We start from the raw sequence: 24,961 nt of genomic DNA, 5'->3' as shown, positions 1-24,961 counted from the left end.
CAATACAGCATGGCGATTAATTGGGTGATGTCTCTTAATGTAATCATGTTTTTCCCTGGGTAATTTAGTTTGGCGCGGCAATAAGCTAAAGGCTACCTGAAAAGATTCCCGCCGCAAAGCACGAACCGCATAACCATATAGCCACGCTGTTTGCGCTGAGCAGGCTACCTGAAAACCGGAAACCTGTTTTTCAGGTAGCCCCTAATCCATTAGCCGCCATCCCAAACCGCGTGCGTGCGTTCCGCACGCACCCTACACCATTCAACTCAACAGAAAGGCTACCTGAAACTTTCAGGTAGCCTTTTCTCAGCGCATCACATTGCGCCAATCCTGTTCGAAATAATGCACCAGAATCTGCGTGTTCAAATAATTTGGCTGCACATCGCGGCGTGCCATGTCGGGCGGGAAGCGGAACATTTCGGCGGCGGTGTCGGCGTTTAGAAAGCGGGTGGGCACGCTGAATTGTGCGGGCACGGGGAAATCGGGCTCGCGGGCGGCCAGTACGAAGCCCCATTCGCCGAAGGATGGCACATACACATGATAGGGCGCGGTGGCGAGCCCGGCGGCCTCCAGCGTGGCCACCACCGACCAATAGGCATTCGGGGCGAAATAGGGCGAGGTGGATTGCACCACAATTTTGCCATCGGGCGCGAGATGCCGCGCCACCAGCCGATACATGGGCACGGAATAGAGCTTGCCCAACGAGAAGTTGGAGGGATCAGGCAGGTCGATGATGATGACGTTAAACTTTTCCTGCGCCTGCTCCAGCCATTTGGCCGCGTCGTCGTTCACCACGCGCACTTTGGGGCTGGCGAGCGAGCCGGCGTTGAGGCGGCTTAATTCGGCGGAGGTGCGGAAGGTGCTGGTCATTTGCGGGTCGAGGTCGACCAGGGTGATGCCCTTTACTTGCGGGTATTTCAGCACTTCGCGCGCGGCCAGGCCGTCGCCGCCGCCCAGAATCAGCACGTTTTGCGCCTGCCCGCCCACCATCTGCATGGCGGGCAGCACGAGGGCTTCGTGGTAGCGGGCTTCGTCGCGCGAGGAGAATTGCAGGTTGCCGTTGATGTAGAGGCGCAGGTCGTCGTGCCATTTGGTGATCACCAGGCGCTGATAGGGCGAATGGCTTTCATACACCACCGGATCGCCGAAATAGCTTTGTTCAGCCAGAAAGGTGATGCGGTTGGCAGCGGCGAAAGCGACCAGCAGGCAGGCCAGCACGATGCCGCCGCGCAGCTGGATAGAGCGGTAGCGCGGCAGCTCCGCCTTGAAGGCGCGCGCGGTGAGCACGGCCACGGCGGCGTTGAGCAGGCCGAACAGCAAGGCGGAACGCGCCATGCCCAGCCGGGGCGCGAGCACTAGCGGAAACAGCAGCGACACGGCCAGCGCGCCCAAATAATCAAACGTCAGCACTTTGGCCACCAAGTCTTTAAAATCGGCCTGCCGCCGGTTCAATACCCGCATCACCAACGGGATTTCCATGCCCACCACAATGCCCACCACCAGCACCAGCGCATACAGCAGCGTGCGGAACGGCGCGGCAGCCAGCCCGAACACCACAAACAGCACCAAGGCCGATACGCCGCCGATGATGCCCACCAGCAATTCGATTTCGATAAAGCGCGAAAGCGCGTCTTCATCGCGGATGTATTTGGTGAGGTGTGCACCGATGCCCATGGCGAAGAGGTAGAGGCCGATGATGGAGGAAAACTGCAAAATGCTGTCGCCCAGCAAATAGCTGGCCAGCGCGGCAATGATCAGCTCGTAGGCCAGCCCGCAGCTGGCGACGATGAAGACGGAGATAATGAGGGTGCGGTCGGGTTTCATGTTTCAGGTAGCCTTGATGATGGGCTGAATTATATAGCTAAAGCCGTGCCTTTTTTCATCAGCCCGTAGCTGCCTTTCTTCTGTTGCCTTTTCTTGGGAGCCGCCAACCAACAGAAGTGCTCGTGCGGCATGAGGCATAAGGGCAAACAGGGTGCGAATCATGAAGGCTACCTGAAATTCAGTAAGCCGCCTAAAACCTAAATTTTGCTTCATAAATAAAACGGCAAAGCAGGATGAACAACCGGCATTTGTATGGCATAATCAGCCGCATATCGCCGCTGCTGCGGTTTCTCTTTCCACTCTGATTGCAAAGGCAACCCATGAGCATTTCCCTGCAACAATATCTGTCGTATCTGCAATACCTGGCCGTGGGCCTGGGCATGACTGCGCTGTTTTCCGCCGTGTATCTGCGCATCACCCCGGCCGACGAATTGAAGCTGATTAAAAACGGCAACCTGGCCTGCGCGCTTTCCTTCGGCGGCGCACTCATCGGCTTTTGCCTGCCCTTGGCTTCCAGCATCACCCACAGTGTCGGGCTTTTGGATTTCGTGCTCTGGAGCTGGGCGGCCGCGGCGATTCAGATTGTGGTGTATTTCGCCGCCACCCGCCTCGTGCCCGATGCCGCCGGCGAGCTGGCCGGCAACAACGTGGCGGTGGGCGCACTTTGTGCCGTGATTTCCGTGGCGGTGGGGCTGCTCAACGCCGCCTGTTTGGTGTAGCAACGCGTACACAAAACAGGCTACCTGAAATTTGGTTTTGCCGGAATTTGCCCCATTTTAGCTGCGCAGCAATGCAGCTTTGGGCGCACCAAGGCATTTGGCTGCCCCGTTGCAGCTATGCTTTCAGGTAGCCTTCCCCTTCTCCCTATCCATCAAGAAAGGAATCCCCATGCTGGGCAATTTCATCAAGAAGCAGTTTATCGACGTTATCGAATGGCCGAATCCCGAAGAAGGGCTGCTGATGTGGCGCTTCCCCGTGGCCGACCAGGAAATCCAAAACGGCGCCAGCCTCACCGTGCGCGAAGCACAGGCCGCCCTGTTTGTGGACGAAGGCAAAGCCGCCGATGCGTTCCAACCCGGCCGCTACACGCTCACCACCCAAACCCTGCCCATCCTCACCAACCTGAAAAACTGGGATAAATTATTCCAGTCGCCCTTCAAATCCGACGTTTACTTCTTCAACACCCGCCAGCAGCTCGCCCGCCGCTGGGGCACTTCCCAGCCGGTGACCGTGCGCGATGCCGATTTCGGCGTGATCCAGCTGCGCTCCTTCGGCATGTATGCCTACCGCATCAGCGATCCCGCCGCCTTCTTCCGCGAAGTCACCGGCGTGGGCGCTTCCTACAGTGGCGAGCAGCTCGAACAGCAGCTGCGCAACCTGGCCATGACCCAGCTGGCCGCCGCCTTCGGCACCTCCGGCATCCCCTTCCTCGATATGGCTGCCAACCAAGTGCTGCTGTCGCAAAAAATGAACGAGCTGCTGCTGCCTGAGTTTGCCAAACTCGGCCTCACGCTGGAAAACTTCACCGTGGAAAGCGTGACCCTGCCCGAAAACGTGCAAAAAGCACTGGACAGCAAAATGTCGATGGGCATCATCGGCGACATGGGCAAATTCACCCAATACCAAACCGCCACCGCCATCCCAATGGCCGCGCAAAACGAAGGCGGCATCGCCGGTATCGGTGCCGGCCTCGGCGTGGGTGCCGGCATCGGCCAGGCCATGGCCGGCGCCATGAGCGGCATGATGCAGCCCCAGCAGCCTGCCCAAGCCGCCTCCGCTCAAGCTGCCCAGCCTGCCGCCCCGGCTGCTCCCGCCGCCCCCTCTGCTGAAGACCCGCAAGCCAAGCTGGCCAAACTCAAAACCCTGCTCGACGGCAATCTGATTTCTGCCGAAGACTACGAGAAGGCCAAAGCCGAAGTGCTCAAACAGCTGATTGGTTGATCAGCTGAGGCTACCTGAAAGCGTCATCCGTAAGCTTTCAGGTAGCCTCAAACGCGGCTCAAAGGCTACCTGAAAGCCAAATCCCACCATCATGCCAACCACAAACCCCGTACAAGTCATCGCCAAACATCTGCAAACCCGGCCCAGCATTCTCGATTTTGCAGAGGAATTGCAAACCATTGCCGACTTGCAGGCCGTTGCGCCGGAGCAGGCTGCTGCCGATTGGGATGCGTTCAGCGCCGTGGTGAGCCGTCTCCGCGATTCGCACCAAATCAACGGCATTTTCTGCCTGACACCGCAAAACCAGCCTGTCTTTCTCGAGTTTGCAGGCTACCTGAAAACTGTTGCCAGTATTGCAGGCCAAGATGCCGCCCCTTTGTGCGACGGCTTCGATCTAACAGCCGCCGAGATTGCTGCAAAATTTGCCGCCAAACCGCCCGCCCCTTAGGAACCCATCATGAGCGAACCCTTCTTTAAAACCGACTGCCCCAGCTGCGGCGCGCCCGTGCACGCGCATTCGGCCACGGCGGTTACGCTGGTGTGCGGCTTCTGCCACAGCCTGTTGGTGCGCCAGGGCGCAGGCATTATCGACAGCGGCCGCGATTCCGCCCTGCTGGAAGACTTCAGCCCGCTGCAAATCGGCACCTCCGGCACGTTTGCCAACCGCCCGTTTGCCATCATCGGCCGCCTGCAGGCCAAATACGATGCCGGCATGTGGAACGAGTGGTATGTGCAGTTTGAAGACGGTGCCAACGGCTGGCTCTCCGAATCGGGCGACCAATACGTTTTCACCCTGCCTGCCGCCGAGACCTTGCAGGAAATCCCGGAATTTTCCAGCTTGGTGGCCGGCCGCAGCAGCCTGATATACCGCAACAAACGCTTTTGGGCGGCCGACGTGCGCGATATTGTGCTGGAGCAGGCCGCCGCACAGGGCGAGCTGCCCTTTGCCGTGCCGCCGCAGATGAAAAACCAAGTGGCCGACTGGCGCTGCGAACAAATTTTCCTCACGCTGGATTATGCTTCCTCCCCACCCGAAGTGTTTGTGGGGCAAGGGGTGAAGCTGGCCGACTTACAACTTGGCAATACGCGCAGCAGCGAGCAGGTGGCCGATAGCGCCGGCCGGCTCAAAGGCACACGCCAAGCCGAAAGCTGCCCGAACTGCGGCTCGCCGGTGCAATGGATTACCGGCCTCACGCCTTCCATCCTCTGCCCCAGCTGCGGCAGCAACCTGGATGCCACAGAAGGTAAGCTGGAATTGCTGGAAGCCAACAATAGGCGTGAGGCACAGGCCGATGCGTTCACCCTGAAAATCGGCTCGGAAGCCCGCATTAACAACCGCACCTACACCCTCATCGGCGCGGTGCGCAAAGACGAATTGGAGCCGGAAGATGCGTTCAACCTGATGTTCGGCCAAAAGCCGCTCGGCATCGTGCCCGTTGGGCGCTGGACGGAATACCTGCTCTTCGAGCCGCAGGCCGGCTTTATGTGGCTGGTGGAAAGCGGCGACGGCGAATGGAGCGTGTCGGAAACGCTCAACGTGTGGCCGCGCCTGTATGGCGATTTGTTCCAACCGCAGGGCCTGCCCAAACTCTACGACTACGGCGGCCGCGTGGTCTTGGCTGCCGGTGCGTTTTACTGGCATATCCGCCAAGGCGACGTGGATTTCTACAGCGACTACCGCCACAACAGCAACGGCAAGCTCTGCGCCGAATCCAACCGGCACGAAGCGGCCTGGAGCCAAAGCACCACCATTCCCTATCGCACCGTGTTGGAGTGGTTTGGCATAGAGAGCAACATCCCGCAATACAGCGCCAATATGAATGCAGATCGCCCGTCAACCGGGCTGATGACACTGCTGATAATCGTGTTTGTCATTATCAACGTGCCGGCGTGGTTGAATATGCTGGCTTCGGAAGAAGATATATCCCTGGCTGCTATGCTGTCGATGATGGTGCTGTATTTTCTGGGCAAACGCGGTAATGTGTTCAGTAGCGATGACGACGACGAAGATGAGTGAAATAACATGTCGAGAAATACTTATTTGATTTTCAGCATCATAGCTATGCTGGCCAGTACCTTTTATAACTACAGCTTCATGGGCAGCAGCGGCAGCCGTTCCTACAACGGCTCGCGCGTGGGCGGCGGCTATTCTTCAGGATGGCATAAATGAGCCACAGCCCCGGCAGCCACGGCCTGCTTGATTTATACGGCTGCCCGCCCGAATTGCTGCGCAACGAAGGCTACCTGAAAACCGCATTGGAGCATACCGCCCGCCACATCGGCGCCACCGTACTGGAGAGCCGTTTTCACACCTTCGGCGGCGAAGGCGGCGTAACCGGCGTGCTGCTCTTGGCCGAATCCCACCTCAGCATCCACACCTGGCCCGAACACGGCTTTGCCGCCATCGACATTTTCCTCTGCGGCCGCCTGCGGCCTGAAGCAGCGAAAGAAACACTGCAACACGCCCTAAAGGCCGAACGCAGCGTTTGGCAAACCCATCCGCGCGGCAGCGGGCTATAAGGCTTGCCACAGATAAGTGGCGGGAGGAAGAAAGGCTACCTGAAACCTTAAACAGGTTTCACTCTTAACCATGTGCTTGACTAAATAGCGCAGTAGCAACGTACCCTACCTGGTTTGCCCGATAACAAAAAGGCTACCTGAAAATTTTCAGGTAGCCTTTTCAGCATTCAAATCAAACCATCAACGTTTGTGCGCCTGATCCACGGCAGCGGTGAAGAGCACGTCGGTAGAGGAGTTGAGGGCGGTTTCGGCGGAGTCTTGAATCACGCCGATGATGAAGCCCACGCCTACCACCTGCATGGCGATGTCGTTGGGGATGTTAAACAGGCTGCAGGCCATGGGAATCAGCAGCAGTGAGCCGCCGGCCACGCCGGATGCGCCGCAGGCACCGATGGAGGCAATCACGCTCAGCAGCAGTGCCGTCCAGAAATCCACGGCGATGCCCAAGGTGTGTACCGCGGCCATGGTAAGCACGGTGATGGTGATGGCGGCACCGGCCATATTGATGGTGGCACCCAGCGGGATAGACACGGAATAAGTGTCTTCATGCAGGCCGAGCTTTTTCGCCAAAGCCATATTCACCGGGATATTGGCGGCAGAAGAGCGGGTGAAGAAGGCGGTGACGCCGCTTTCGCGCAGGCAGGTAAACACCAGCGGGAAGGGGTTGCGGCGGGTTTGGGTGAACACAATGATGGGGTTCACCACCAGTGCCACAAACAGCATCGCGCCCAACAATACGGCCAACAGGTGCAGATAGAAGCCCAGTTTGTCGAAGCCTTCTTTCACGATGGTAACCAGCACCAGCCCGAAAATGCCCAAGGGGGCGAAGCGGATAACGCCGCGCACCACTTTGGAAATGGCTTCGGCCACATCGTTGATCAGGGTGCGGGTTTGTTCGCTGGCTTGGCGGAACGCTGTGCCGAGCACCAATGCCCAGGCAAGAATGCCGATGTAGTTGGCATTGGCCAGCGCCTGAATCGGGTTGGACACCAGGTTCATCAGCAGGTGGCGCATCACTTCGCCGATGCCGGTGGGCGCTTCATTGCTGGCTGCTTCCACGCCGCTGAGCAAGAGCTGCGAAGGGAACAGGAAGCTTGCGCCAACGGCCACCACGGCGGCGGCAAACGTGCCCACCAAATACAGCACCAAAATCGGGCGGATATTGGTGGGGTTGCCGCTTCGGTGCTGCGAGATGGCGGAAGTGACCAAGGCAAACACCAAAATCGGCGCCACTGCTTTGAGCGCGCCCACAAACAGGCTGCCCAAAATCGCACCGATTTCCACCACCGCGCCGGCAGCGGCAGTGTTGCGCACCAGTACGCCCACCAAAATGCCGAGCACGAGGCCGATGGCAATCTGCGTTACCAGCCCCAAGCTGGTGAAAAAGCCAAACGGGCTTTTCCTTTGAGTGTTGTTTTGCATACAAATCCCTAGGTTGTGTGGTTTGTTATAGCCAAAGCCCGTTGCTTGCTAATGCACCAGCCTGCTTCAGCCATGGTTCCAGGCGGAAAAAGTTTAGTCTAACAGAAACGAACGTATCAGCACAAATATTTACTGACAGCCGCCACCCGTATAAGCCGACTGCAATGGGGCAGGTAAGTTTTTCAGGTAGCCTTTGGGCGGATAGAGGCTACCTGAAACACACAACAACAGACCGTTTGGATAATCAAACTCAACCATCCCTTTCAGGTAGCCTTGGCCGGCTGGATTGCTTTTGCCTGCCTTTACTATAAAACGTAAGGCAAAAATGCTAATATGCCGCAGTTTGCCGCACACACACCGGCCTGATGTTTACCGATTGCAGATTGCCCATGAAAACCCCTCTGTTTCCCCTTGCCGTAATTGCCGCCTTGCTGCTGAGCCTGCCCGCCCGTGCCGACGGCAAGGCGGGAGAGGCTGCTGCCAGTTCGGTGCAGAAAAATAAAGAATCGATCGAGCAGCCCACCACGGTTAATCCAAACAAACTGCCTTTCCCCATTTCCATCAATGCGCCTGCCGATTTGGCCGCACTTTTGCGCGAACATCTTTCCATTATCAACCGCCAAACCGAGCCGGATGCCGACATCGACCAAGAACAAATGCAGTTTTTGGCCGAAGAAGCGCCAGACGAAATCAAACAGATTGTGCGTTCGCAAGGCTATTTCCGCGCCGATATTCAGGTAGCCCCGCACGGCCGCGGCTGGCGCATTACGGTGAAGCCCGGGCCGCGCACACAGGTGAGCGATGTGGAAGTGTCGATTGTGGGCAAGGTGTTGGAAGACGGCGAGCTGGCCACCTACTATAAACGCGCCATGGCCAACTGGGCCTTGCCGGTGGGTCAGCCGTTTGTGAACAGCGAGTGGAGCAGCAGCAAAGACTCGGTGCTCTCCGCCGTGCGCCGCTATAAATACCCGCTGGCCTCGCTCACCGAAAGCCGAGCCACCATCAACCCGCAAACCAGCCAAGCCGTGCTCGCTGTGAGCGTAGACAGCAAACAACCGGTGTATTTCGGCGATATTCAAGTGAGCGGCAACGAGCGTTATCCCGCCTCGGTGATTACCGGCATGGCGCAGTTTAAGCCCGGCGAACCCTACGATTTCGATAAAATCCTGGATTACCAACAGGCACTGGAACAAGACAGCCACTACAGCCGCGCGCAGGTGGAGGCCGATTTCTCCAAAATGGTGGACGACCGCGTGCCGCTATTGGTATCCGTGAGCGAAGTGCCGCGCCAGAAATTCGATATCGGCCTGCGCTACGATTCCAAAGACGGCCCCGGCATCCGCCTGGGCTACGAACACTACAACGTATTCAACCGGGGCTATGTGTTTGCCGGCGCCACCGACGTGAACCGCTACGAGAAAAGCGCCAGTATCGGCCTGGGCCAGCCGCGCAACAGTAACGGCTGGTATTGGACGGGCAACATCGCCTACAACAGCTCCACCACGCAGAAACTGGATAAAAACACCCTCCAATCCGGCATCTGGCGCGTGCGCGACCGCGACGGCATCGAAGCGCGTTTCGGGTTGGAATACATCACCGAATCGCGCCACGTTGTGGGCGGCCCCGACTTCGGCCGCAGCAATGTGCTGATGCTCACCGCCGCTTGGCGCCGTCAAAACATCGAAACCCTGCTGCGCCCGGCCAACGGCTATTATTTGGAAGGCAAGGTAGGCGCCACCGTCGGTTCGCTCGGCTCGTCCGCCGTGGTGCAGCGCGTGCACGGCCGCGCCGGCTACTATTTCACGCCGGAAGAACACAAAAACATCGGCACGTTTATCGTGCGCGGCGAGTTGGGCTACACCCACTCCAACCAAGATTTGGAAGTGCCCTCCGTATTGCTGCTCCGCAGCGGCGGCGCCAACAGCGTGCGCGGCTACGAGCAAGACAGTATCGGCCGCAAAGGCCCAAACAATTCCGTGCTGCCCGACCGCGCCTTGGCCGTAGCCAGCTTCGAATATCAAAAACCGATCGGCAAAAACTTCGCGTTGGCGCTGTTTCACGATATGGGCTCGGTGAGCCACAACTTCACCAATATGAATTGGCATCACGGCAGCGGTGTCGGCCTGCGCTGGTTTAGCCCGATTGCCCCCTTCTCCTTCGATTTGGCCTACGGCCACCAAGACCGCAAACTGCGCTGGCACATCAGCCTGGGAACCCGATTCTAAAATGACCGACACCGTACTACCTGTTGATTCCGACACCCTGCCGCCCGAGGCCGAAAACGAAGCCGCTGCCGGCAACACTCCGCCGAAAAAGCCGCGCCGCCGCTGGCTGCGCCGCCTGCTTTCCGCCTTTTTGCTGCTGCTCACGCTTTTGGTGGCCGCCGTAGTGTGGCTGGTGGGCACCGAATCCGGCCTGCGTTTCGGCATCACCAAAATTCCTGCCTGGTTCGGTGTGAACATCAGCGTGAAGGAATTGAACGGCAGCCTGTGGCGCGGCTTTCAAGGCAGCGGCATTCAGGTAGCCACCGAGGGCACCGATTTAGACATCAGCAGCGTGGCGCTGCAATGGCAGCCGCAGGAATTGTGGCAGCGGCAGCTGCATGTCAACCGACTGGCTGCCGGCGACATCCGCATCATCAGCAAGCCCACTCCGCCCAAAGAAGACCGCCCGCCGATGAGGCTACCTGAAAGCGTGGATTTGCCCTTGGGCGTGCAAATTGAAAAAATCGAAGTCGGCCGTATCCTGCTGGGCCAAAGCAACAGCCCGGTGGTGGAATCCGGCGCGGTGAGCTATCGCTTCGACCATCAAAACCACCAGATCAACCTCGTTTCCCTGCGCCTGCCCTGGCACAATTTCAGCGGCAGCGCCACGCTCAACACCACCACGCCCTTCAAGCTCGACGGCCAAATCGTGGGCAGTGGCGAGCTGGACGGCAAGCAGGCCGACAGCGCCATCGCCGTGAACGGCAGCCTGCAAAACCCCGAGCTGCTCGTCCAGCTGGACAACGGCGATTCCCACTTTGCCGTAAACGGCAAACTGCGCCCCTTCGAGCCGCTGCTCAACCGCAAAATCGTCAACCTCAACATCGACGGCCGTCAAATCAACCCCGCATGGTTTGATCCCTCTCTGCCCGCCGCCGATTTAGTGTTCAACCTCGCGCTCAATCCCGCCGAAGAAGCCGACACCCTCGCCGGCCTGCTCGAAGTGCGCAACCAAGCCCCCGCGCCCATCAACGGCAACGGCATCCCCGTGGCCGGCATCAACGGCAAGCTCAAAGTAGACACCAGTGGCAAACTGCATTTGGACAATGTCGATACCGAGCTGGCCGCCGGCGGCCGCATCACTTTCAACGGCAACATCGATAGCGCCAGCCAAAACATGGCCGTGGATGCCGCCGTGCAGCAGTTCAAACTGCAAGACATCCTCAAACAAAAGCTCGACCTCAGCCTAGACGGCGGCATCAAGCTTTCAGGTAGCCTTGGCAGCCCGCAGGCCGATTGGCAGCTTAAAGCCGGCCAAACCGCCACCAGCGGCACCTTCCAACTGCTCACCGACAAAACCAACCGCCAGCGCAGCATCCGCCTGCAGCAAGTGAAAATCACCCCCGCAAACGGCGGCGAAATGCATGGCGAAGCCCTGCTCGAGCTCTTTCAAGGCCGCAAAATCACCGCCCGCGTTAACAGCACCCGCTTCAACCCCGCCGCCGTGCTGGCCGATTTGCCGCAAGGCAGCGTGAACGGCAGCGTGAAGCTCGACGGCAGCCTGGCCGACCAGCCCGACCTGCACCTCCTGCTCGATTGGCAAAACAGCCAGCTCTCCGGCGCACCGCTCGCCGGCAAGGCCGATTTGCGCTATCAAAACGACCACCTGCCCAAAGCCGACCTCCATCTTCTGCTCGGCCGCAACCGCATCCACGCCGACGGCAGCTTCGGCAAGGCAGGCGACCGCCTTAATCTCGACATCGACGCACCCAACCTCAACCTCTTCGGCTTCGGCCTCACAGGCTACCTGAAAGCCCAAGGCTTCCTTTCCGGCGACCCCGCCAAGCTCACCGCCGACCTGCGCGGCCACGCCGACGGTCTGGCCGTGCAAAACGCCGTGCGCATCGACCGCCTCGATTTCGACCTCAAAGGCTCGCCCGACCTCAACCAGCCGCTCAACATCAAGCTCGACGGCCGGAAAATCCACATCGGCAGCACCCAAATCGACAACATCAACCTCAACGCCAACGGCAGCGGCAAAAGCCACAGCATCACCGGCAACAGCAGCCTCAGCCTCAGTGGCAAGCCCTTCCGTCTCAACCTGGCCGCCAACGGCGGGCTGAACAATGAGCAGCAATGGAACGGTCGCATCGGCCAGCTCGACATCAGCGGCGCCTTCAACCTCAAGCTGCTCAACCCCATCCAAATCGAAGCCGGCGCCAAACGCGTGCGCCTCGACAACGCCCGCTGGGCGGCCATGGGCGGCAGCCTCAATCTGCACACGTTCATGTGGGAAAAACAAAGCGGCATCAGCAGCAAAGGCAACGCCACCAATCTGCACCTGCAAGAACTGGACAACCTGATCGGCCTGGGCAAAGACGACAAATCCGTCAAGCTGCAGCTCGTGGTGGCCGGCGATTGGGACTTGCGCTACAGCCGCGATGCCACAGGCTACCTGAAACTCACCCAGCAATCCGGCGACGTGGTTATCCCCTATCGCCAGCAGGCATTGGGCTTGAGCAACCTCGTGCTCGACACCCGCTTCCAAAGCGGCCGCATCGACAACCGCCTCACCGGCAAAACCCGCTACGGCACGCTCGACGCCTCCGTAGCCGTGAGCCAGCAGTTCGGTAATGCCATCAGCCAGGCTCCGATTAACGGCTACCTGAAACTCGACATCCCCGAGCTCGACGCCATCCGCAACCTCCTGCCCGGCGGCATGAGCGCCAAAGGCGCGCTCGCCATCGACACCACCGTATCCGGCAACGTGGGCGAGCCCCGCCTCAACGGCACCGCCACCGGCAAAAACCTCTACTACCGCGACCGCAACACCGGCGTGATTTTGGATAACGGCAGCCTCAGTTCCCGCTTCCAAGGCCGCGACTGGGTAATCGACTCGCTCAAATTCACCCGCAAAGACGGCAGCGTCGAGCTCAAAGGCCGCGTCAACCTCACCGGCACCACCCCCGATGTAGACGTCAACGCCCAGTTCACCCGCTACCCCATCCTCGACAACCCCAACCGCAAGCTCACCCTCAGCGGCAACAGCCGCCTGCTCTACAACCCCGGGCGCGGCATGGCGCTAAACGGCGAGCTCAAAGTAGATAGCGGCCACTTCGGCTTCCAGAAATCCAGCATGCCCGGGCTGGATGACGACGTGGTGGTGCTCGGCGAAGAAAAACCTGCCGACACCGGCACCGCCACCCCCATCGAGATGAACCTCGCCCTCGACTTGAACGACAACTTCCGCTTCAGCGGCCAAGGGCTGGATGTGTTGCTCGGCGGCAAGCTCACCCTCAGCGCCCAGCCCAAAGAGAACGTGCGCGCCGTGGGCACGGTAAACATCGTGCGCGGCCAATACAAAGCCTACGGCCAAGACCTCGTCATCAATAAAGGCCACATCTCCTTCGTCGGCCCCATCGCCTCGCCCAACCTCAACCTGCGCGCCACCCGCAAATACTCCCCCGTGGGCGCCGGCGTGGAAGTGCTCGGCAGCCTCGACAACCCGCGCGTGAGCCTGGTATCCAACGAGCCGATGAGCGACAAAGACAAACTCTCCTGGCTCATCCTCGGCCGTGCCAGCAGCGGCAACGAAAGCGACGAAGCCACCGTGGCCGCCGCCGCCGGCGCCTTCCTGGCCGGCAACATCAACGACAAAATCGGCCTCCTCGACGACTTCGGCATGACCACCCGCCGCACCCGCAACACCCAAACCGGCGAGCTCAACCCCGCCGAACAAGTCATCACCTTCGGCAAGCGCATCACCAACGAGCTCTATCTGGGCTACGAATACAGCGTAACCAGCGCCAACCAGGCCGTGAAGCTGATCTGGCAGATCAACAGCACCCTGCAGGCCATCAGCCGCGTCGGCACCGACTCCGTGGGCGGCGAAGTGCGCTACACCATCCGCTTCGATTAGCCGGCCATTCGGCCAAGCCGCCGCAAGATTTTGGCTTGGATAAAGTTTCAGGCAGCCTCCGCCAATGCGCGGAAGGCTACCTGAAAAACCAAAGCACCCAGCTGCCACCTTTTTTAGCTTCGCAGAAACTCCGCCTTGCTTCGCAAGACATCGTTTTAACTTCGTTGCAGCTGGCGCTTTAGCTTCGCAGAAACTTCGCTTCGCTCCGTTTTCAGGCAGCCTCAACTATCTGAAAGGCTACCTGAAACCCAACCCCTTCCCTCGTAAGAGAATAAGGCAAATCGCAGGTTTGCCTCAGCATTCATCGGACAAAATATGAACCGCCGTATCCAACTTCTTCTCGCCGCTTGCCTGCTGGCAGCATCATTAACCACAGCTGCCGCACCGACGGCCGAGCAGCGGCAGCAACTCAATCAGGCCTTTTCCGCCTATCAGCAACAAGACTACCGCCGCGCCCATGAGTTATTTTTGCCATTGGCACAACAAGGCTATGCCACCGCTCAGCACAACCTTGGCGTGATGTACGAACAGGGGCAAGGGGTGCCGCAAAATTACGTTCAGGCCAAATACTGGTTTGAACAAGCCGCGGAACAGGGGAGAGCTGATTCACAACATAATCTTGGGATTTTTTATTACAACGGATACGGTGTTAAGCAGGACTTTTCCCGTGCCTGTAATTGGTTTGGGAAAGCTGCCACCCAAGGTAACGCTGTTGCACAATATAACTTTGGCGTTTGCTATGAGAAAGGGCAGGGGATGCCGCAAAGTTATGTGCATGCCAGCGAGTGGTTCGGCAAAGCTGCTGCTCAAGGCTTTCCCGATGCCCAATTCAATCTTGGAGTTTTGTATTTGAACGGGCACGGTGTACCGCAAGACTATGCTCGTGCCCGCTATTGGTTTGAAAAAGCCGCAGCACAAGGGATGGTAGTAGCGCAATTCAATCTGGGTGCCTTTTACGAAAAAGGGCTGGGTGTAACTCAGGATTACGTCCGTGCCCGCCACTGGTATGAAAAAGCGGCCGCTCAAGGCTATGCTGTTGCCCAAGTCAACCTTGGCGTCTTGTATGCAAAGGGTCAAGGCGTGCCGCAAGACTATGCCCGTGCCCGCTACTGGTTTGAGAAGGCTGCCGCCCAAGGGTACAGCCCCGCCCGATCTGTATTGCGCCGGCTGCAACAAGAAGGGCACTAGCCTGCCTCAACAGGCTACCTGAAAGCGTAAGCCCGCGTAGTTTGGGTTAGCCGCAGGCGTAACCCAAGCAATCTTAGCCCAACGTTGGATTATGGTTTGCAACCTAACTCAAGCCACGGCTAGCCAAAACTGGCTTTGCCGAAACATCATTTTTCAGGTAGCCTCACCCCACCCAAAGGCTACCTGAACCCCCACCCCTTCTCTTGTAAGAGAATGAGATAAATCGCAGATTTGCCCCATTATTTATCGGAAAAGATATGAACCGCCGTATCAAACTTCTTCTCGCCGCTTGCCTGTTTGCAGCGTCATTAACCACAGCTGCCGCACCGACAGCCGAGCAGCGGCAACAACTCAATCAGGCCTTTCCCGCTTGAGTTTCCCCGCCAGTTTCAGCAAATCAAAGATTACTTGGGCATAGATGAACAACACATCCACATTACCGACTTTGTGGAGGATTAAAACCAAGAAGACTGTTTTTACGACTATTTCTTTGACGCGCTGAATCGAAGGATTTACGAATACGCCTTTGAAGGGAAGAAAACCACGTTTCGGGAGGCGGATATGGCTGCCTTAACGATGCGGGATACCTTCAGCATTAAAGTGCTGCATCTTTTATAGCAAATAAATAAGGAGCGGGTGGCAAACCCAGCTCCTTTTTTCAGGTAGCCTGCTTGCGTATTAAGGCTACCTGAAACGAGTTTCTGCAAAGCTCAGTACCCCTGCCGCTTTTTGCACAGCAGCGCATCCAGCGACCATTTGCCGCCACCCGCTGCGGCCAGATACAGGAACACAAAGCTAAACAGCACGGCTGCCTCGCCGCCGTTCATCAACGGAATCAGCACGTGGCCGTTGCCCGCAACGTGGCCGATGAAGTAGGCCACCGCCATTTGGCCGGAGAGGATAAACGCTGTCGGGCGGGTAAACAAACCGAGCAACACCAACAGGCCGCCGCCCAGCTCCAGCATACCGGCCACGCCGTAGAGCGAGAAGAGCTGCAAGCCGTCAAACATTTCCACATGCGGCAGGCCGAGCAGCTTGGCCGAACCGTGCAGCATAAACATATAACCCGCCGCAATACGCAATACCGACAACACCATGCTGCGGCAGTTTCCCCAATGTGTATTCATGATTTTTCCTCTTGATGCGTGAAACAGTATCGGTTGAAAGTACCCGTGCAGTATAATCATTTCCCTATAGCGAAAACATAGCCAATCCAACAATACAGTTTTTCCCCAAGAGAAATCATGGATACCTTATTAAGCATGAAAGTGTTCTGCCAAGTGGTACACAGCGGCAGCTTCACCCGCGCCGCCGATCAGCTGGATATTTCCGTGCCTATGGCCAGCAAACACGTGGCACACCTGGAAAAAAGCGTGAATGCCCGCCTGCTCTACCGCAACAACCGCCGCCTCAGCCTCACCGAGCAGGGCGAAGCCTACTACCGCGACTGCCTCTCCGCGCTCGACCTCCTCGAACAGGCTGCCGCCCGCGCCGCCGGCAGCACCGCCCGGGTGCAGGGCCGATTGCGCGTGAGCATCCCCGTGTGGTTTGCCAACCCCGTGTTTGCCGGCTGGATTACTGAATACTGCCGCCGCTACCCCGATGTGTCGCTGCACCTCACGCTCACCAACCACAGCGTCAACCTCGACGGCGACGGCGAAGACGTGGCGCTGCGCCTCTCCAAGCAGCCGGCCGAAAACCTGATTGCCCGCACCCTGGCCGAAATCGATTTCCATTTGGTGGCCGCGCCCGCCTATTTGGCCGAACACGGCATGCCCGCCGCTCCGCAGGATTTAGCGCCATACCAAGCCATCCTGCCCAGCTACACCGACGTATCCGGCCTCACCCTGCAAGGCCGGGGCGAAAGTCATAACATCGAGCTGCAAGCCGCCATACACAGCAACAACACCCAAATGCTCTACCAGCTGGTGTGCGCCGGCGCCGGCATCGGCTACCTGCCCGAATGGCTCCTGCGCGCCGACCTGCAAACCGGCCACCTGCGCCGCCTGCTGCCCGAATACCGCACCGCACCCGTGCCCTTCTACGCCGTGTACACCCAGCGCAAACTCTTGAGCGCGAAGGTACGCAGTTTTATCGACTTTATGGTGGATAAAGCCGCGAACGAACAGGCTGATTTGTAGAATAGCCGGCCAAAGCAAAGGCTACCTGAAACGCTAAATGGTTTCAGGTGGCCTGTTTTTGCTGCTTAATCCGCGCCGTTGGCAGCCAGCAGGAAGGCTTCGAGGCTTTCGGCTTTCCGAACGCATTCGCCGCTGTCGTGGTCGGGCAGCCATACCGCGCCGTCGTGCAGCATAAAGTAGTTGCCGCTGCCGTCGCCCGCGAAGGTGATGCCTTGTTGCAGCAGTCCGGCGGGCAGGGTTTCGTGCTGGGCAAAATGGCGGCGTACCCATTTTGTGTTCTCTACCACCTGCGCCAAATCGTCGATTTCTATGCCCAGATAGCAGTTTGTGCCGAAACGCAGCAGCAGGGCGCGATACAGGGCGGGGAAGGGCGTGCCGAGCTCTTGTTCGGCGGCGGCAATTTCGGCCTCGGATACAGGCTCACCTGAGAGGAGTTCTTCCGCCATGCCGTCTTGTTCGGCGAAATCGGCACGGATAAGGTCTTCGAGTTGGTCGAGACAAGCTTGAGGCATGGCAGTTTCCTTAGTAGTGGCGGTAAGAAGGAGGAGGCTACCTGAAAACGGAATAAATAGACAACAGGGCAGATATTGCTGCCGTTTTACAGCTGCTTTTAGCCCCAAAGCCGTTAGTATTTTTCAGGTAGCCTTCGCTACTAAAGCTTCAGGGTTACCCAATATTGCGGCAGGCGGTTGAGGCGTTGGCGGATGGCTTGGGCTTCGCTGTCGCCGTGTTCGGCGAGGAGGCGGGCGGCGAGGTCGAGGTAGGAGATGGCGGCCAGTTCGCTGTATTCCTGATAGTCGGCCGGGTCGGTGCAGCCGTCGTCGCGCAGCTCTTCGGCGCCCTCCAGCAGGAGGGTGAAATCGCCCAGTATGGCGCGGCATGCTTCTTGCACCGCTTGGCTGTTGCCGCGCCGTTTTTGCAGCCGCATCACGGCGTGCATGAAGGGGCCGATTTCGGCGCGGTAGTGGGCGACCACGGCGAAGGCGGCGGTGCCCCAGCATTCAACGGCTTGCGGCCAGAGCTCGTAGAGCCTTTGCTGTTCCAGCCATTCGGCGAGGGCGCGGGCGGTGTTCACGAGCTGGTAGCCGCTCATCCATATGTCGGCGCTGATGGTTTGCTTGGGGTAGTCGTTGCTGTTGGCGGCCACATGCTGGGCTTGAGTATCAAGCTCTTTGAGGTAGGCTTTAATGGCAGGGATGTCGGGCGGGAGTTGGCAGAGGGTGTCGAGTTTGCCTTGGTGTTTGCCTTGGTGTTTGCCTTTGTTGTTGCTCATGTTGCGCCTTTCTAAAATAGGTTTCAGGTAGCCTACTGCAGGGATAACAGGCTACCTGAAAAGAGGATGGCGGCTTTCAGGTAGCCTGGCGGCTTACTGCCGGGCTTTGTCCAGCCACACGTGGCGCGACAGGGCAAACAGCAGCGTGATGCCGCACAGGGTGGAGGCCAGCATCATGGCGGGCATGATGCGCGCGCTGCCGTTGTGCAGCTGGGTGGTGAGAAAGCCCACGGCGGCGGCAATCAGCACTTGGCTGGAAATCAGCACGCCGTTGGCGCTGCCGCCTTCGGCTTTGAAATAGCCCATAAAGCAGGCCTGGGTGTTGGCTACCACCAGCCCCTGCGTGCCCACCGACACCATCACCAACGGGGCAAACAGCCACAAGGGCGGCACGGCTATAGATTGGGAGAGCAGCATCAGCAGGAAGTTGGCGCAAAACTGCACGGCGATGCCGATGAGCAGGATATTGGCCGGCTCGCTGCCGCTTTTCAGCCGCCAGGCGGTGATGCGGTTGAAGAAAATCATGGTCACGATATTGAGGCCGAACAGCAGGGTATAGCAGCCGTTACTCAGGCCGTAGAACTTCATATACACCGAAGGCGATTCAGTGAGGAACACAAACATGGAGGAAAAGCTGAGCGACTGGAAAAACAGAAAACCAAGCGATTGCGGCTTGCCAAACACGCTGCGGTAGCCCGTGAAAATAATCGATAGCGGCGAACCCGCCGGCTTGGCGGCGGGGCGGTTGGCCGGCAGGAAGCGCCATTGCAGCAGCCACACCAGCGCGGCATAGCCCAGCAAAAAGCCGAACACCGCGCGCCAGCCGCCGATTATCTGCATCAGCCAGCCCACCATCGGCGCCAAAATCGGCGCCGCCATCATAATCACCCCGATCAGCGCAAACATCTGCGCCGCACTGCGGCCTTCGTAGCGGTCGCGCACAATCGCCCCGCCGCTCACCGCCACCATGCCCGCGCCGAAAGCCTGCAACATACGCAGCAGCATCAGCTGCGGCAGGGTTTGCAGCAGAATCAGCCCCAAACTGGCCACAAGGTACACCCCCAGCCCGGCCAGCACCACCGGCCGCCGCCCTTTAAAATCAGAAAACACCCCGCCCAGCAGCACGCCCGCCGACTGCCCCACCAGAAAAATACTCAGGCTTTGCTGAATATCGGTTTCACCCACGCCCAAGCTGGCCGCCATCGCCGGCACGGCGGGCAGATAGGTATCAATCGAAAACGGCATCACCGCCGCCATTGCGGCCAAAAGTAGCGCCATTTGCTTGTCGGAAAGGCGGGAAGGAGCAGAAGTGTTCATCAGAATTAATACGATACAGAATTAAGAAAAATCAGCGGATAAAGTAATAAGCCACATAGCCGCCGAATGCGGCCAAGGGCAATAATTGCAGCAAAGCGCGCTGCTTGGCCGCCGCATCCTGGCGCAAATGCGCCGACACCAACGCAAACAGCACATATTTCAGCAAAAACACACAGGCGCAGCACATCACCACCCCATTGAGCAGATAGCCCGTGGCATCATGCGCCGGATTCAGCGCAAACCACAAGGCCAGTAACAGCGGCAGCAGGCACACGGCCAGCCAGCTTTTCAGATGAGGGGGCATAAAGATTCCTTTTGATGGGTTGTGTAGAAAGCTTAAAGGCCACCTGAAAATGAGTGCGCCTGCGTTTTGCCTGATTTGGTTCATGCAGGTTTCAGGTAGCCCCAATTATATCCCCGATTGTCCAAGCCAATTGGTTATTCGATTGGACAAGCTATATAATTCCGCCAGTTTCACCGCACCCCCCGCCCGTTATGAGCCTGATTACCCACCTGCGTCCGGCACGCATCCAAGATTGCGAACACATCTACAACGCCCACCAATATGCCGTGCGCTACACCTGCGCCCGCAACTACAGCGAAGCCGTGCTGCAAGCCTGGCTTGCCCTGCTCAGCCCCGACAGCTACCTCGACACCCTCGAAGACGAGCGCAAGCTCTTGTGGGTGATCGAATTCAAACACCACATCCAAGGCTTTTTTCAGCTTAATCTGCAAGAATCCCAGCTCGATGCCCTGTATGTGCACCCCTTCGTGCAGCGCCAAGGCCTCGGCACCGCCCTGCTCGGCCGCGCTGAAGAGCTGGCCTACCAACACGGGCTGGGCATGCTCAAGCTCTATGCCTCGCTCAATTCCGAACCGTTCTACCTGCTCAACGGCTACCGCCCCCTTGGCGAAGCCATGCTGCCGCTGAATCAAGAAATCGGCATCGAATGCCGGCTGATGCGCAAACTGCTCACCGACCGTTGATGCCGGCTTTCAGGTAGCCCACTCCTCCGCCATACCGAAAGAGCCGCCATGAAAATCCCGCCACTCCTGATTGCCCTGCTCGCCCTCCCCGCCTGCACTTATCTCGACGGCCCAAACGGGCGGTTCTTCTCGCTCGATCTGCCCGTAGAAACCACACACACCGTGCACAAAACCGTGCGCGTGGACGCCGTACCGGGCACCACCGTCATCATGAGCGAAAGCTCCCCGCTCGACGGCTACTACCGCCCCGTGCCCAACAACGGCCGCCGCACCCTGCTGCGCCAGGCCGCCGACAATTCCTGCCTCAGCCTCGAACGCAGCGGCATGCCCGCCTACCTGGTCAGCCAGCCCTGCCACGGGCGCAACAACCAGCAATTCATGTTCGACGGCCCGCGCCTCAACATCAACGGTTTGTGCGCCGAAGCCACCGGCGGCGCCGGCAGCCCCGTCATCGCCACCGCCTGCCAAAACAGCCGCAGCCAGCATTGGATTGCCGAGGGCAGCCACATCCGCAGCACCGCCAACGGCCTGTGCCTAGACGGCAGCGGCGGCACGGTGAGCCTGCAATATTGCGATAACGGGATGGGGCAGCAGTTTTACCGATAGCTTGGCTGCGGGTTGCGTGGGAATGGAAAAGGCTACCTGAAAAACCGTAGGATGGTTTTCAGGTAGCCTTTTTACCGCTTCGGCCACTTAGTAGTAGGTTGGGTTGGGAAACCCAACATTCCACTTTAATTTGTTGGGTTACGCCTGCGGCTAACCCAACCTACTCTTGCTGCGGGCACTTAGTGACGGTAGTTGATTTGGATATTGCCGCGCACGGGCGATACCGGCCGCCAGTTGCCGGTGCAGATGGTGGAGCCGGCGCTGGTGTGGCAGTTGCGGTGTTCGGTATAGCCGATGCCGCCCCGGCTGTATTGCTCGGTGGTTTGAATTTCGCCACCGCCGTATTGGTTGGAGCCGTTATAGAAATAGTAGCTGCGGCTGGGGTAGTAGCCGGGGTAGTTGTCGTAGCCGCCGTAGTAGTAATCGGCGTAGGGGTTGATTTGCAGGTTGATTTGGGCACTGGTTTCGGCTGCTGCGGCAGCGCTGAAGAGGGCGGCGCAGAGAAGGAACAGGGTTCGCATGATGGGTCTCCCGAAAGGTGGCGGGTGGAAACGTTCGGCCTGCTTCGTGCCTATATCTTGTCTTCGGGCGCAGGTTGGAACGATAATTGCTATATTAATTAAGCTGGCGCGCACGGCACTTTGCCGATGGCGGTATAGCCATTATAGCGCCGATTTCTTCCAAGCAGCTGTTTGTTTACACAGCATTTTCATTCAATTTTCCTTTTTCAGGTAGCCTTATGCCGAACCAGCCCACCATCCTTTGCCGCGAACTGAGCCTGCTGGCGTTCAACCGCCGCGTGCTGGCGCAGGCGCGGGACGAAGGCGTGCCGCTTTTGGAGCGGTTGCGCTTTTTGTGCATCGTTTCTTCTAATTTGGACGAATTTTTCGAAGTACGCATGGCCTGGCTGAAGAAGGAAAGCCAGCTCAACCCGCACGCGCTCTTGGATAACGGCACCACGCCCGCCGAAACCATGGCGGCGGCGGCGGCCGAGGCCAAAAAATTAATTCAGGAGCAATACGAGCTGTTCAACCAAGAGCTGATTCCCGCGCTGCGCCAAGAGGGCATTTTCTTCTATCCGCGCCGCCAATGGACGGATCAGCAGCGCGCCTGGATTGAAAGCTATTTCGACCGCGAGCTGCTGCCCATCCTCACCCCGCTGGGGCTCGACCCGGCGCACCCTTTCCCGCGCCTGCTCAACAAGTCGCTCAATTTCGTGGTGTCGCTTTCCGGCAAAGACGCTTTCGGTCGCGCTTCCGGTATGGCCGTGGTGCAGGCGCCGCGCATTCTGCCGCGCGTGGTGAAACTGCCGGACGAACTCAGCGCAGGGCACGGCTTCGTGCTGCTTTCCTCCATTTTGCATGCTTATGTGCACAAGCTCTTCCCCGGCATGGATGTGGAGGGCTGCTACCAATTCCGCCTCACGCGCAACAGCGAGCTCACGGTGGATGAAGAAGACCTCACCAACCTGCGTGCCGCCGTGCAAACCGAGCTGCGCGAGCGGCAGTATGGCGACGAGGTGCGGTTGGAAGTGGCCGACAACTGCCCGCCGCATGTGGCCGAATTCCTGCTCGCGCAATGCAATTTGAGCCCGAACGAGCTCTACCAAGTGGTCGGCCCCGTGAACCTGGTGCGGCTGATGGCCGTGCCCGATATGGTGGACCAACCCGATTTGAAATTCCCACCATTCTCGCCCGGCCTACCCAAAGATGTGCGCAAAGACCAGCCCATGCCTGAAGTGCTCAAACAGCACGACGTGCTGCTGCACCACCCCTACCAATCCATCGCCCCCACCGTGCGCTTCATCCAAGAAGCCGCTGCCGACCCGGATGTGGTGGCCATCAAGATGACCATCTACCGCACCGGCACCCATTCCGACCTCGCCCGCGCCCTGATTGCTGCCGCCAATGCGGGCAAACAGGTAACTGTGGTGGTCGAGCTGATGGCGCGGTTCGATGAAGAAAACAACGTCAACTGGGCGCGACGGCTGGAGAGCGCGGGGGCGCATGTGGTGTACGGCGTATTCGGCTACAAAGTGCACGCCAAAATGGCGCTCGTTATCCGCCGCGAAGGAGGCTACCTGAAACGCTACGCCCACCTCGGCACCGGCAACTACCACCAAGGCACCTCCCGCATCTACACCGATTTCGGCCTGCTCACCGCCGATGAAGCCATCACCGCCGACGTGAACGCCATCTTTATGGAAATCACCGGCCTCGGCCAGCCCACGCGGCTCAATAAGCTTTATCAGAGCCCTTTCACCCTCAGCCCCATGCTGTTGGAGCACATTGATGCTGAAACTGCCGAAGCCCGCGCCGGCCGCCCCGCCCGCATCATTGCCAAGATGAATTCGCTGATCGAGCCCGGCATCATCCGCGCCCTGTATCAAGCCAGCCAGGCCGGCGTTCAGATAGATCTGATCGTGCGCGGTATGTGCACCCTGCGCCCCGGCGTGCCCGGTCTGTCCGAAAATATCCGCGTGCGCTCCATCATCGGCCGCCTGCTCGAACACTCCCGCGTGTTCTACTTCCACAGTGGCGGGCGCGAAGAGCTCTTCATCGCCAGCGCCGACTGGATGAGCCGCAACTTCTTCCGCCGCATCGAAATCTGCACTCCAGTGGAAAACCCGGCCATCAAACAGCGCATTATGCGCGAAGCCCTCACCCTCGCCCTAGCCGACAACCGCAAAGCTTGGCTGATGCAGTCCGACGGCAGCTATGTCCGCGCCACCGCGCAGGAAGGGGAAGAAGAGCTGGATATGCAGGAAACGCTGCTAAATGAATATCGGCGCTGATAACACGGAAGTGAAAGAGGCTACCTGAAAGTTTCAGGTAGCCTCTTAATAGGCAAAGGGGCTGTACTAGATTAGCCCTAAATTCCACACCAATCCCGCAAGATTTTTAGCTGTCGGGACGGTGTGCCGAAGTTAAACCGAAATTCGCATTCTTTCAAGAACAGCGGGAAAGATTTGCGATCGATTCCGTTGTATTTGCGTAAGACGCGTTTTGCCTGATTCCAAAAATTCTCAATGCCGTTGATGTGGTTCTGGCGGTCTGCAAATTCCTTGGAATGGTTGATGCGGTAATGGATGAAACCGCTCACGTCCAACTTGTCGTAACTGCTCAGATTATCGGTATAAACAATACTGTCCGGCATGATTTTCTTTTTGATGACAGGGAGTAACGTTTCAGACTTGGCATTATCCACCACAACGGTATAGACCCGTCCGTTGCGTTTCAGAATGCCGAAGACAACCACTTTTCCTGCCGCACCGCGACCACGTCTGCCTTTACGCCGTCCGCCGAAATAGCTTTCGTCCAACTCGACAGAGCCCTCAAAAACCTCATCGGCAGCCAAGGCCAAATGATGGCTGATAACCATACGGATTTTGCGGTAGAACAGAATGGCGGAGTTGGGCTGAATGTCCACAATATCGGCAGCGGAACGGGCGGTAACTTCGAGTACAAAAAAACGAAGTAGTTCTTTCTGTAATTTTTTCTTTAATTTGCAGTGTGTTATCTTCATATTTCGAGGGTAACATATCTGCTAATCTAGTACAGCCCCTATCGAATTGCACTGGTCTAGCAGGAGGTTTCAGTCAGTCCCGTTCGGCTGTCTA

General features: G+C 58.4%; 22 protein-coding genes. 12 read left to right on the top strand and 10 right to left on the bottom strand.

What is annotated here, in order from left to right; genetic code table 11:
- Nucleotides 1–306: 306 nt before the first annotated feature.
- Nucleotides 307–1,824 carry a polyamine aminopropyltransferase gene (locus tag ACO6EE_RS05000; RefSeq protein ID WP_485959688.1) on the bottom strand — a complete coding sequence of 506 codons (1,518 nt, stop codon included), beginning with the start codon at nucleotides 1,822–1,824 and terminating at the stop codon, nucleotides 307–309.
- A 320-nt stretch (nucleotides 1,825–2,144) separates the two neighbouring features.
- Here ACO6EE_RS05000 and ACO6EE_RS04995 point away from each other — a divergent pair, with 320 nt between their 5' ends.
- The 5 genes from ACO6EE_RS04995 (at nucleotide 2,145) to speD (ending at nucleotide 6,285) form a co-directional block, all read left to right on the top strand.
- Nucleotides 2,145–2,543: a DUF350 domain-containing protein gene (locus ACO6EE_RS04995; protein ID WP_023887633.1), complete on the top strand. Its 399-nt coding sequence runs from the start codon at nucleotides 2,145–2,147 to the stop codon at nucleotides 2,541–2,543.
- A gap of 172 nt (nucleotides 2,544–2,715) precedes the next feature.
- The gene (locus ACO6EE_RS04990; protein WP_485959690.1) at nucleotides 2,716–3,765 is read left to right on the top strand and encodes an SPFH domain-containing protein; all 1,050 of its coding nucleotides are present in this window, start codon (nucleotides 2,716–2,718) and stop codon (nucleotides 3,763–3,765) included.
- Nucleotides 3,766–3,856: 91 nt separating this feature from the next.
- Entirely contained in the window at nucleotides 3,857–4,213 is a 357-nt protein-coding gene (locus ACO6EE_RS04985; protein ID WP_485959686.1) for a hypothetical protein, read from the top strand.
- Nucleotides 4,214–4,222: 9 nt separating this feature from the next.
- A complete protein-coding gene (locus tag ACO6EE_RS04980; protein WP_485959685.1) occupies nucleotides 4,223–5,782 on the top strand; it encodes a DUF4178 domain-containing protein in 1,560 nt (519 codons plus the stop codon).
- Nucleotides 5,783–5,931: 149 nt separating this feature from the next.
- The gene (gene speD / locus ACO6EE_RS04975) at nucleotides 5,932–6,285 is read left to right on the top strand and encodes an adenosylmethionine decarboxylase (RefSeq protein WP_485959683.1); all 354 of its coding nucleotides are present in this window, start codon (nucleotides 5,932–5,934) and stop codon (nucleotides 6,283–6,285) included.
- A gap of 180 nt (nucleotides 6,286–6,465) precedes the next feature.
- On the opposite strand, the gene sstT is transcribed toward speD, so the two are convergent.
- Complete coding sequence (gene sstT, locus ACO6EE_RS04970) at nucleotides 6,466–7,707, bottom strand: serine/threonine transporter SstT (protein ID WP_485959681.1); 1,242 nt, start codon at nucleotides 7,705–7,707, stop codon at nucleotides 6,466–6,468.
- A 129-nt stretch (nucleotides 7,708–7,836) separates the two neighbouring features.
- On the bottom strand, nucleotides 7,837–7,965 hold the full coding sequence (locus ACO6EE_RS04965; RefSeq protein ID WP_485959680.1) for a hypothetical protein: 129 nt from the start codon (nucleotides 7,963–7,965) through the stop codon (nucleotides 7,837–7,839).
- A 131-nt stretch (nucleotides 7,966–8,096) separates the two neighbouring features.
- On the opposite strand from ACO6EE_RS04965, the gene ACO6EE_RS04960 reads away from it, so the two are divergent.
- The 3 genes from ACO6EE_RS04960 to ACO6EE_RS04950 all read left to right on the top strand — a co-directional run bounded on the left by ACO6EE_RS04960 (nucleotide 8,097) and on the right by ACO6EE_RS04950 (nucleotide 15,018).
- Entirely contained in the window at nucleotides 8,097–9,932 is a 1,836-nt protein-coding gene (locus ACO6EE_RS04960; RefSeq protein ID WP_485959678.1) for an autotransporter assembly complex protein TamA, read from the top strand.
- A gap of 1 nt (nucleotide 9,933) precedes the next feature.
- Complete coding sequence (locus tag ACO6EE_RS04955) at nucleotides 9,934–13,830, top strand: translocation/assembly module TamB domain-containing protein (RefSeq protein ID WP_485959676.1); 3,897 nt, start codon at nucleotides 9,934–9,936, stop codon at nucleotides 13,828–13,830.
- Between the two features lie 315 nt (nucleotides 13,831–14,145).
- On the top strand, nucleotides 14,146–15,018 hold the full coding sequence (locus tag ACO6EE_RS04950; protein WP_485959674.1) for a tetratricopeptide repeat protein: 873 nt from the start codon (nucleotides 14,146–14,148) through the stop codon (nucleotides 15,016–15,018).
- A 710-nt stretch (nucleotides 15,019–15,728) separates the two neighbouring features.
- Here the strand turns inward: ACO6EE_RS04950 and ACO6EE_RS04945 are convergent.
- A complete protein-coding gene (locus ACO6EE_RS04945; RefSeq protein WP_485959673.1) occupies nucleotides 15,729–16,145 on the bottom strand; it encodes a DoxX family protein in 417 nt (138 codons plus the stop codon).
- Nucleotides 16,146–16,262: 117 nt separating this feature from the next.
- Between ACO6EE_RS04945 and ACO6EE_RS04940 the strand changes: the two genes are divergently transcribed.
- On the top strand, nucleotides 16,263–17,159 hold the full coding sequence (locus ACO6EE_RS04940; protein ID WP_485959672.1) for a LysR family transcriptional regulator: 897 nt from the start codon (nucleotides 16,263–16,265) through the stop codon (nucleotides 17,157–17,159).
- Nucleotides 17,160–17,224: 65 nt separating this feature from the next.
- Here the strand turns inward: ACO6EE_RS04940 and ACO6EE_RS04935 are convergent, their stop codons facing one another.
- The 4 genes from ACO6EE_RS04935 to ACO6EE_RS04920 form a co-directional block, all read right to left on the bottom strand.
- Nucleotides 17,225–17,671: an SMI1/KNR4 family protein gene (locus tag ACO6EE_RS04935; protein ID WP_485959670.1), complete on the bottom strand. Its 447-nt coding sequence runs from the start codon at nucleotides 17,669–17,671 to the stop codon at nucleotides 17,225–17,227.
- Nucleotides 17,672–17,811: 140 nt separating this feature from the next.
- A complete protein-coding gene (locus ACO6EE_RS04930) occupies nucleotides 17,812–18,432 on the bottom strand; it encodes a hypothetical protein (RefSeq protein ID WP_485959669.1) in 621 nt (206 codons plus the stop codon).
- A 93-nt stretch (nucleotides 18,433–18,525) separates the two neighbouring features.
- Nucleotides 18,526–19,749 (bottom strand): multidrug effflux MFS transporter, encoded by a 1,224-nt coding sequence (locus ACO6EE_RS04925; RefSeq protein ID WP_485959667.1) that lies wholly within the window; start codon nucleotides 19,747–19,749, stop codon nucleotides 18,526–18,528.
- 31 nt (nucleotides 19,750–19,780) lie between these two features.
- Nucleotides 19,781–20,053, bottom strand: a complete 273-nt coding sequence (locus tag ACO6EE_RS04920; RefSeq protein WP_485959666.1) for a hypothetical protein — start codon at nucleotides 20,051–20,053, stop codon at nucleotides 19,781–19,783.
- 191 nt (nucleotides 20,054–20,244) lie between these two features.
- Between ACO6EE_RS04920 and ACO6EE_RS04915 the strand changes: the two genes are divergently transcribed.
- On the top strand, nucleotides 20,245–20,736 hold the full coding sequence (locus ACO6EE_RS04915) for a GNAT family N-acetyltransferase (protein ID WP_485959664.1): 492 nt from the start codon (nucleotides 20,245–20,247) through the stop codon (nucleotides 20,734–20,736).
- Nucleotides 20,737–20,784: 48 nt separating this feature from the next.
- Nucleotides 20,785–21,342, top strand: a complete 558-nt coding sequence (locus tag ACO6EE_RS04910; protein ID WP_485959662.1) for an RICIN domain-containing protein — start codon at nucleotides 20,785–20,787, stop codon at nucleotides 21,340–21,342.
- Between the two features lie 179 nt (nucleotides 21,343–21,521).
- Here the strand turns inward: ACO6EE_RS04910 and ACO6EE_RS04905 are convergent, their stop codons facing one another.
- The gene (locus ACO6EE_RS04905) at nucleotides 21,522–21,863 is read right to left on the bottom strand and encodes a hypothetical protein (protein WP_485959660.1); all 342 of its coding nucleotides are present in this window, start codon (nucleotides 21,861–21,863) and stop codon (nucleotides 21,522–21,524) included.
- A 218-nt stretch (nucleotides 21,864–22,081) separates the two neighbouring features.
- Between ACO6EE_RS04905 and ppk1 the strand changes: the two genes are divergently transcribed.
- Nucleotides 22,082–24,136: a polyphosphate kinase 1 gene (gene ppk1, locus ACO6EE_RS04900; RefSeq protein ID WP_485959658.1), complete on the top strand. Its 2,055-nt coding sequence runs from the start codon at nucleotides 22,082–22,084 to the stop codon at nucleotides 24,134–24,136.
- Between the two features lie 77 nt (nucleotides 24,137–24,213).
- Here ppk1 and ACO6EE_RS04895 read toward each other — a convergent pair whose 3' ends face one another.
- Nucleotides 24,214–24,867 (bottom strand): IS1595 family transposase, encoded by a 654-nt coding sequence (locus ACO6EE_RS04895; RefSeq protein ID WP_485959656.1) that lies wholly within the window; start codon nucleotides 24,865–24,867, stop codon nucleotides 24,214–24,216.
- Nucleotides 24,868–24,961: the final 94 nt, after the last annotated feature.

It is taken from the genome of Eikenella sp. (genome assembly GCF_057315495.1).
The sequence above is the reverse complement of the archived record's forward strand: the minus strand, read 5'-3'. Positions and strand labels throughout refer to the sequence as shown.

Bases quoted from the DNA above. Each gene is read 5' to 3' on its own strand.
- ACO6EE_RS05000 (WP_485959688.1), bottom strand. From the start codon at position 1,824: ATGAAACCCGACCGCACCCTCATTATCTCCGTCTTCATCGTCGCCAGC.
- ACO6EE_RS04995 (WP_023887633.1), top strand. From the start codon at position 2,145: ATGAGCATTTCCCTGCAACAATATCTGTCGTATCTGCAATACCTGGCC.
- ACO6EE_RS04985 (WP_485959686.1), top strand. From the start codon at position 3,857: ATGCCAACCACAAACCCCGTACAAGTCATCGCCAAACATCTGCAAACC.
- ACO6EE_RS04980 (WP_485959685.1), top strand. From the start codon at position 4,223: ATGAGCGAACCCTTCTTTAAAACCGACTGCCCCAGCTGCGGCGCGCCC.
- speD (WP_485959683.1), top strand. From the start codon at position 5,932: ATGAGCCACAGCCCCGGCAGCCACGGCCTGCTTGATTTATACGGCTGC.
- sstT (WP_485959681.1), bottom strand. From the start codon at position 7,707: ATGCAAAACAACACTCAAAGGAAAAGCCCGTTTGGCTTTTTCACCAGC.
- ACO6EE_RS04965 (WP_485959680.1), bottom strand. From the start codon at position 7,965: ATGGTTGAGTTTGATTATCCAAACGGTCTGTTGTTGTGTGTTTCAGGT.
- ACO6EE_RS04960 (WP_485959678.1), top strand. From the start codon at position 8,097: ATGAAAACCCCTCTGTTTCCCCTTGCCGTAATTGCCGCCTTGCTGCTG.
- ACO6EE_RS04955 (WP_485959676.1), top strand. From the start codon at position 9,934: ATGACCGACACCGTACTACCTGTTGATTCCGACACCCTGCCGCCCGAG.
- ACO6EE_RS04950 (WP_485959674.1), top strand. From the start codon at position 14,146: ATGAACCGCCGTATCCAACTTCTTCTCGCCGCTTGCCTGCTGGCAGCA.
- ACO6EE_RS04945 (WP_485959673.1), bottom strand. From the start codon at position 16,145: ATGAATACACATTGGGGAAACTGCCGCAGCATGGTGTTGTCGGTATTG.
- ACO6EE_RS04940 (WP_485959672.1), top strand. From the start codon at position 16,263: ATGGATACCTTATTAAGCATGAAAGTGTTCTGCCAAGTGGTACACAGC.
- ACO6EE_RS04935 (WP_485959670.1), bottom strand. From the start codon at position 17,671: ATGCCTCAAGCTTGTCTCGACCAACTCGAAGACCTTATCCGTGCCGAT.
- ACO6EE_RS04930 (WP_485959669.1), bottom strand. From the start codon at position 18,432: ATGAGCAACAACAAAGGCAAACACCAAGGCAAACACCAAGGCAAACTC.
- ACO6EE_RS04925 (WP_485959667.1), bottom strand. From the start codon at position 19,749: ATGAACACTTCTGCTCCTTCCCGCCTTTCCGACAAGCAAATGGCGCTA.
- ACO6EE_RS04920 (WP_485959666.1), bottom strand. From the start codon at position 20,053: ATGCCCCCTCATCTGAAAAGCTGGCTGGCCGTGTGCCTGCTGCCGCTG.
- ACO6EE_RS04915 (WP_485959664.1), top strand. From the start codon at position 20,245: ATGAGCCTGATTACCCACCTGCGTCCGGCACGCATCCAAGATTGCGAA.
- ACO6EE_RS04910 (WP_485959662.1), top strand. From the start codon at position 20,785: ATGAAAATCCCGCCACTCCTGATTGCCCTGCTCGCCCTCCCCGCCTGC.
- ACO6EE_RS04905 (WP_485959660.1), bottom strand. From the start codon at position 21,863: ATGCGAACCCTGTTCCTTCTCTGCGCCGCCCTCTTCAGCGCTGCCGCA.
- ppk1 (WP_485959658.1), top strand. From the start codon at position 22,082: ATGCCGAACCAGCCCACCATCCTTTGCCGCGAACTGAGCCTGCTGGCG.
- ACO6EE_RS04895 (WP_485959656.1), bottom strand. From the start codon at position 24,867: ATGAAGATAACACACTGCAAATTAAAGAAAAAATTACAGAAAGAACTA.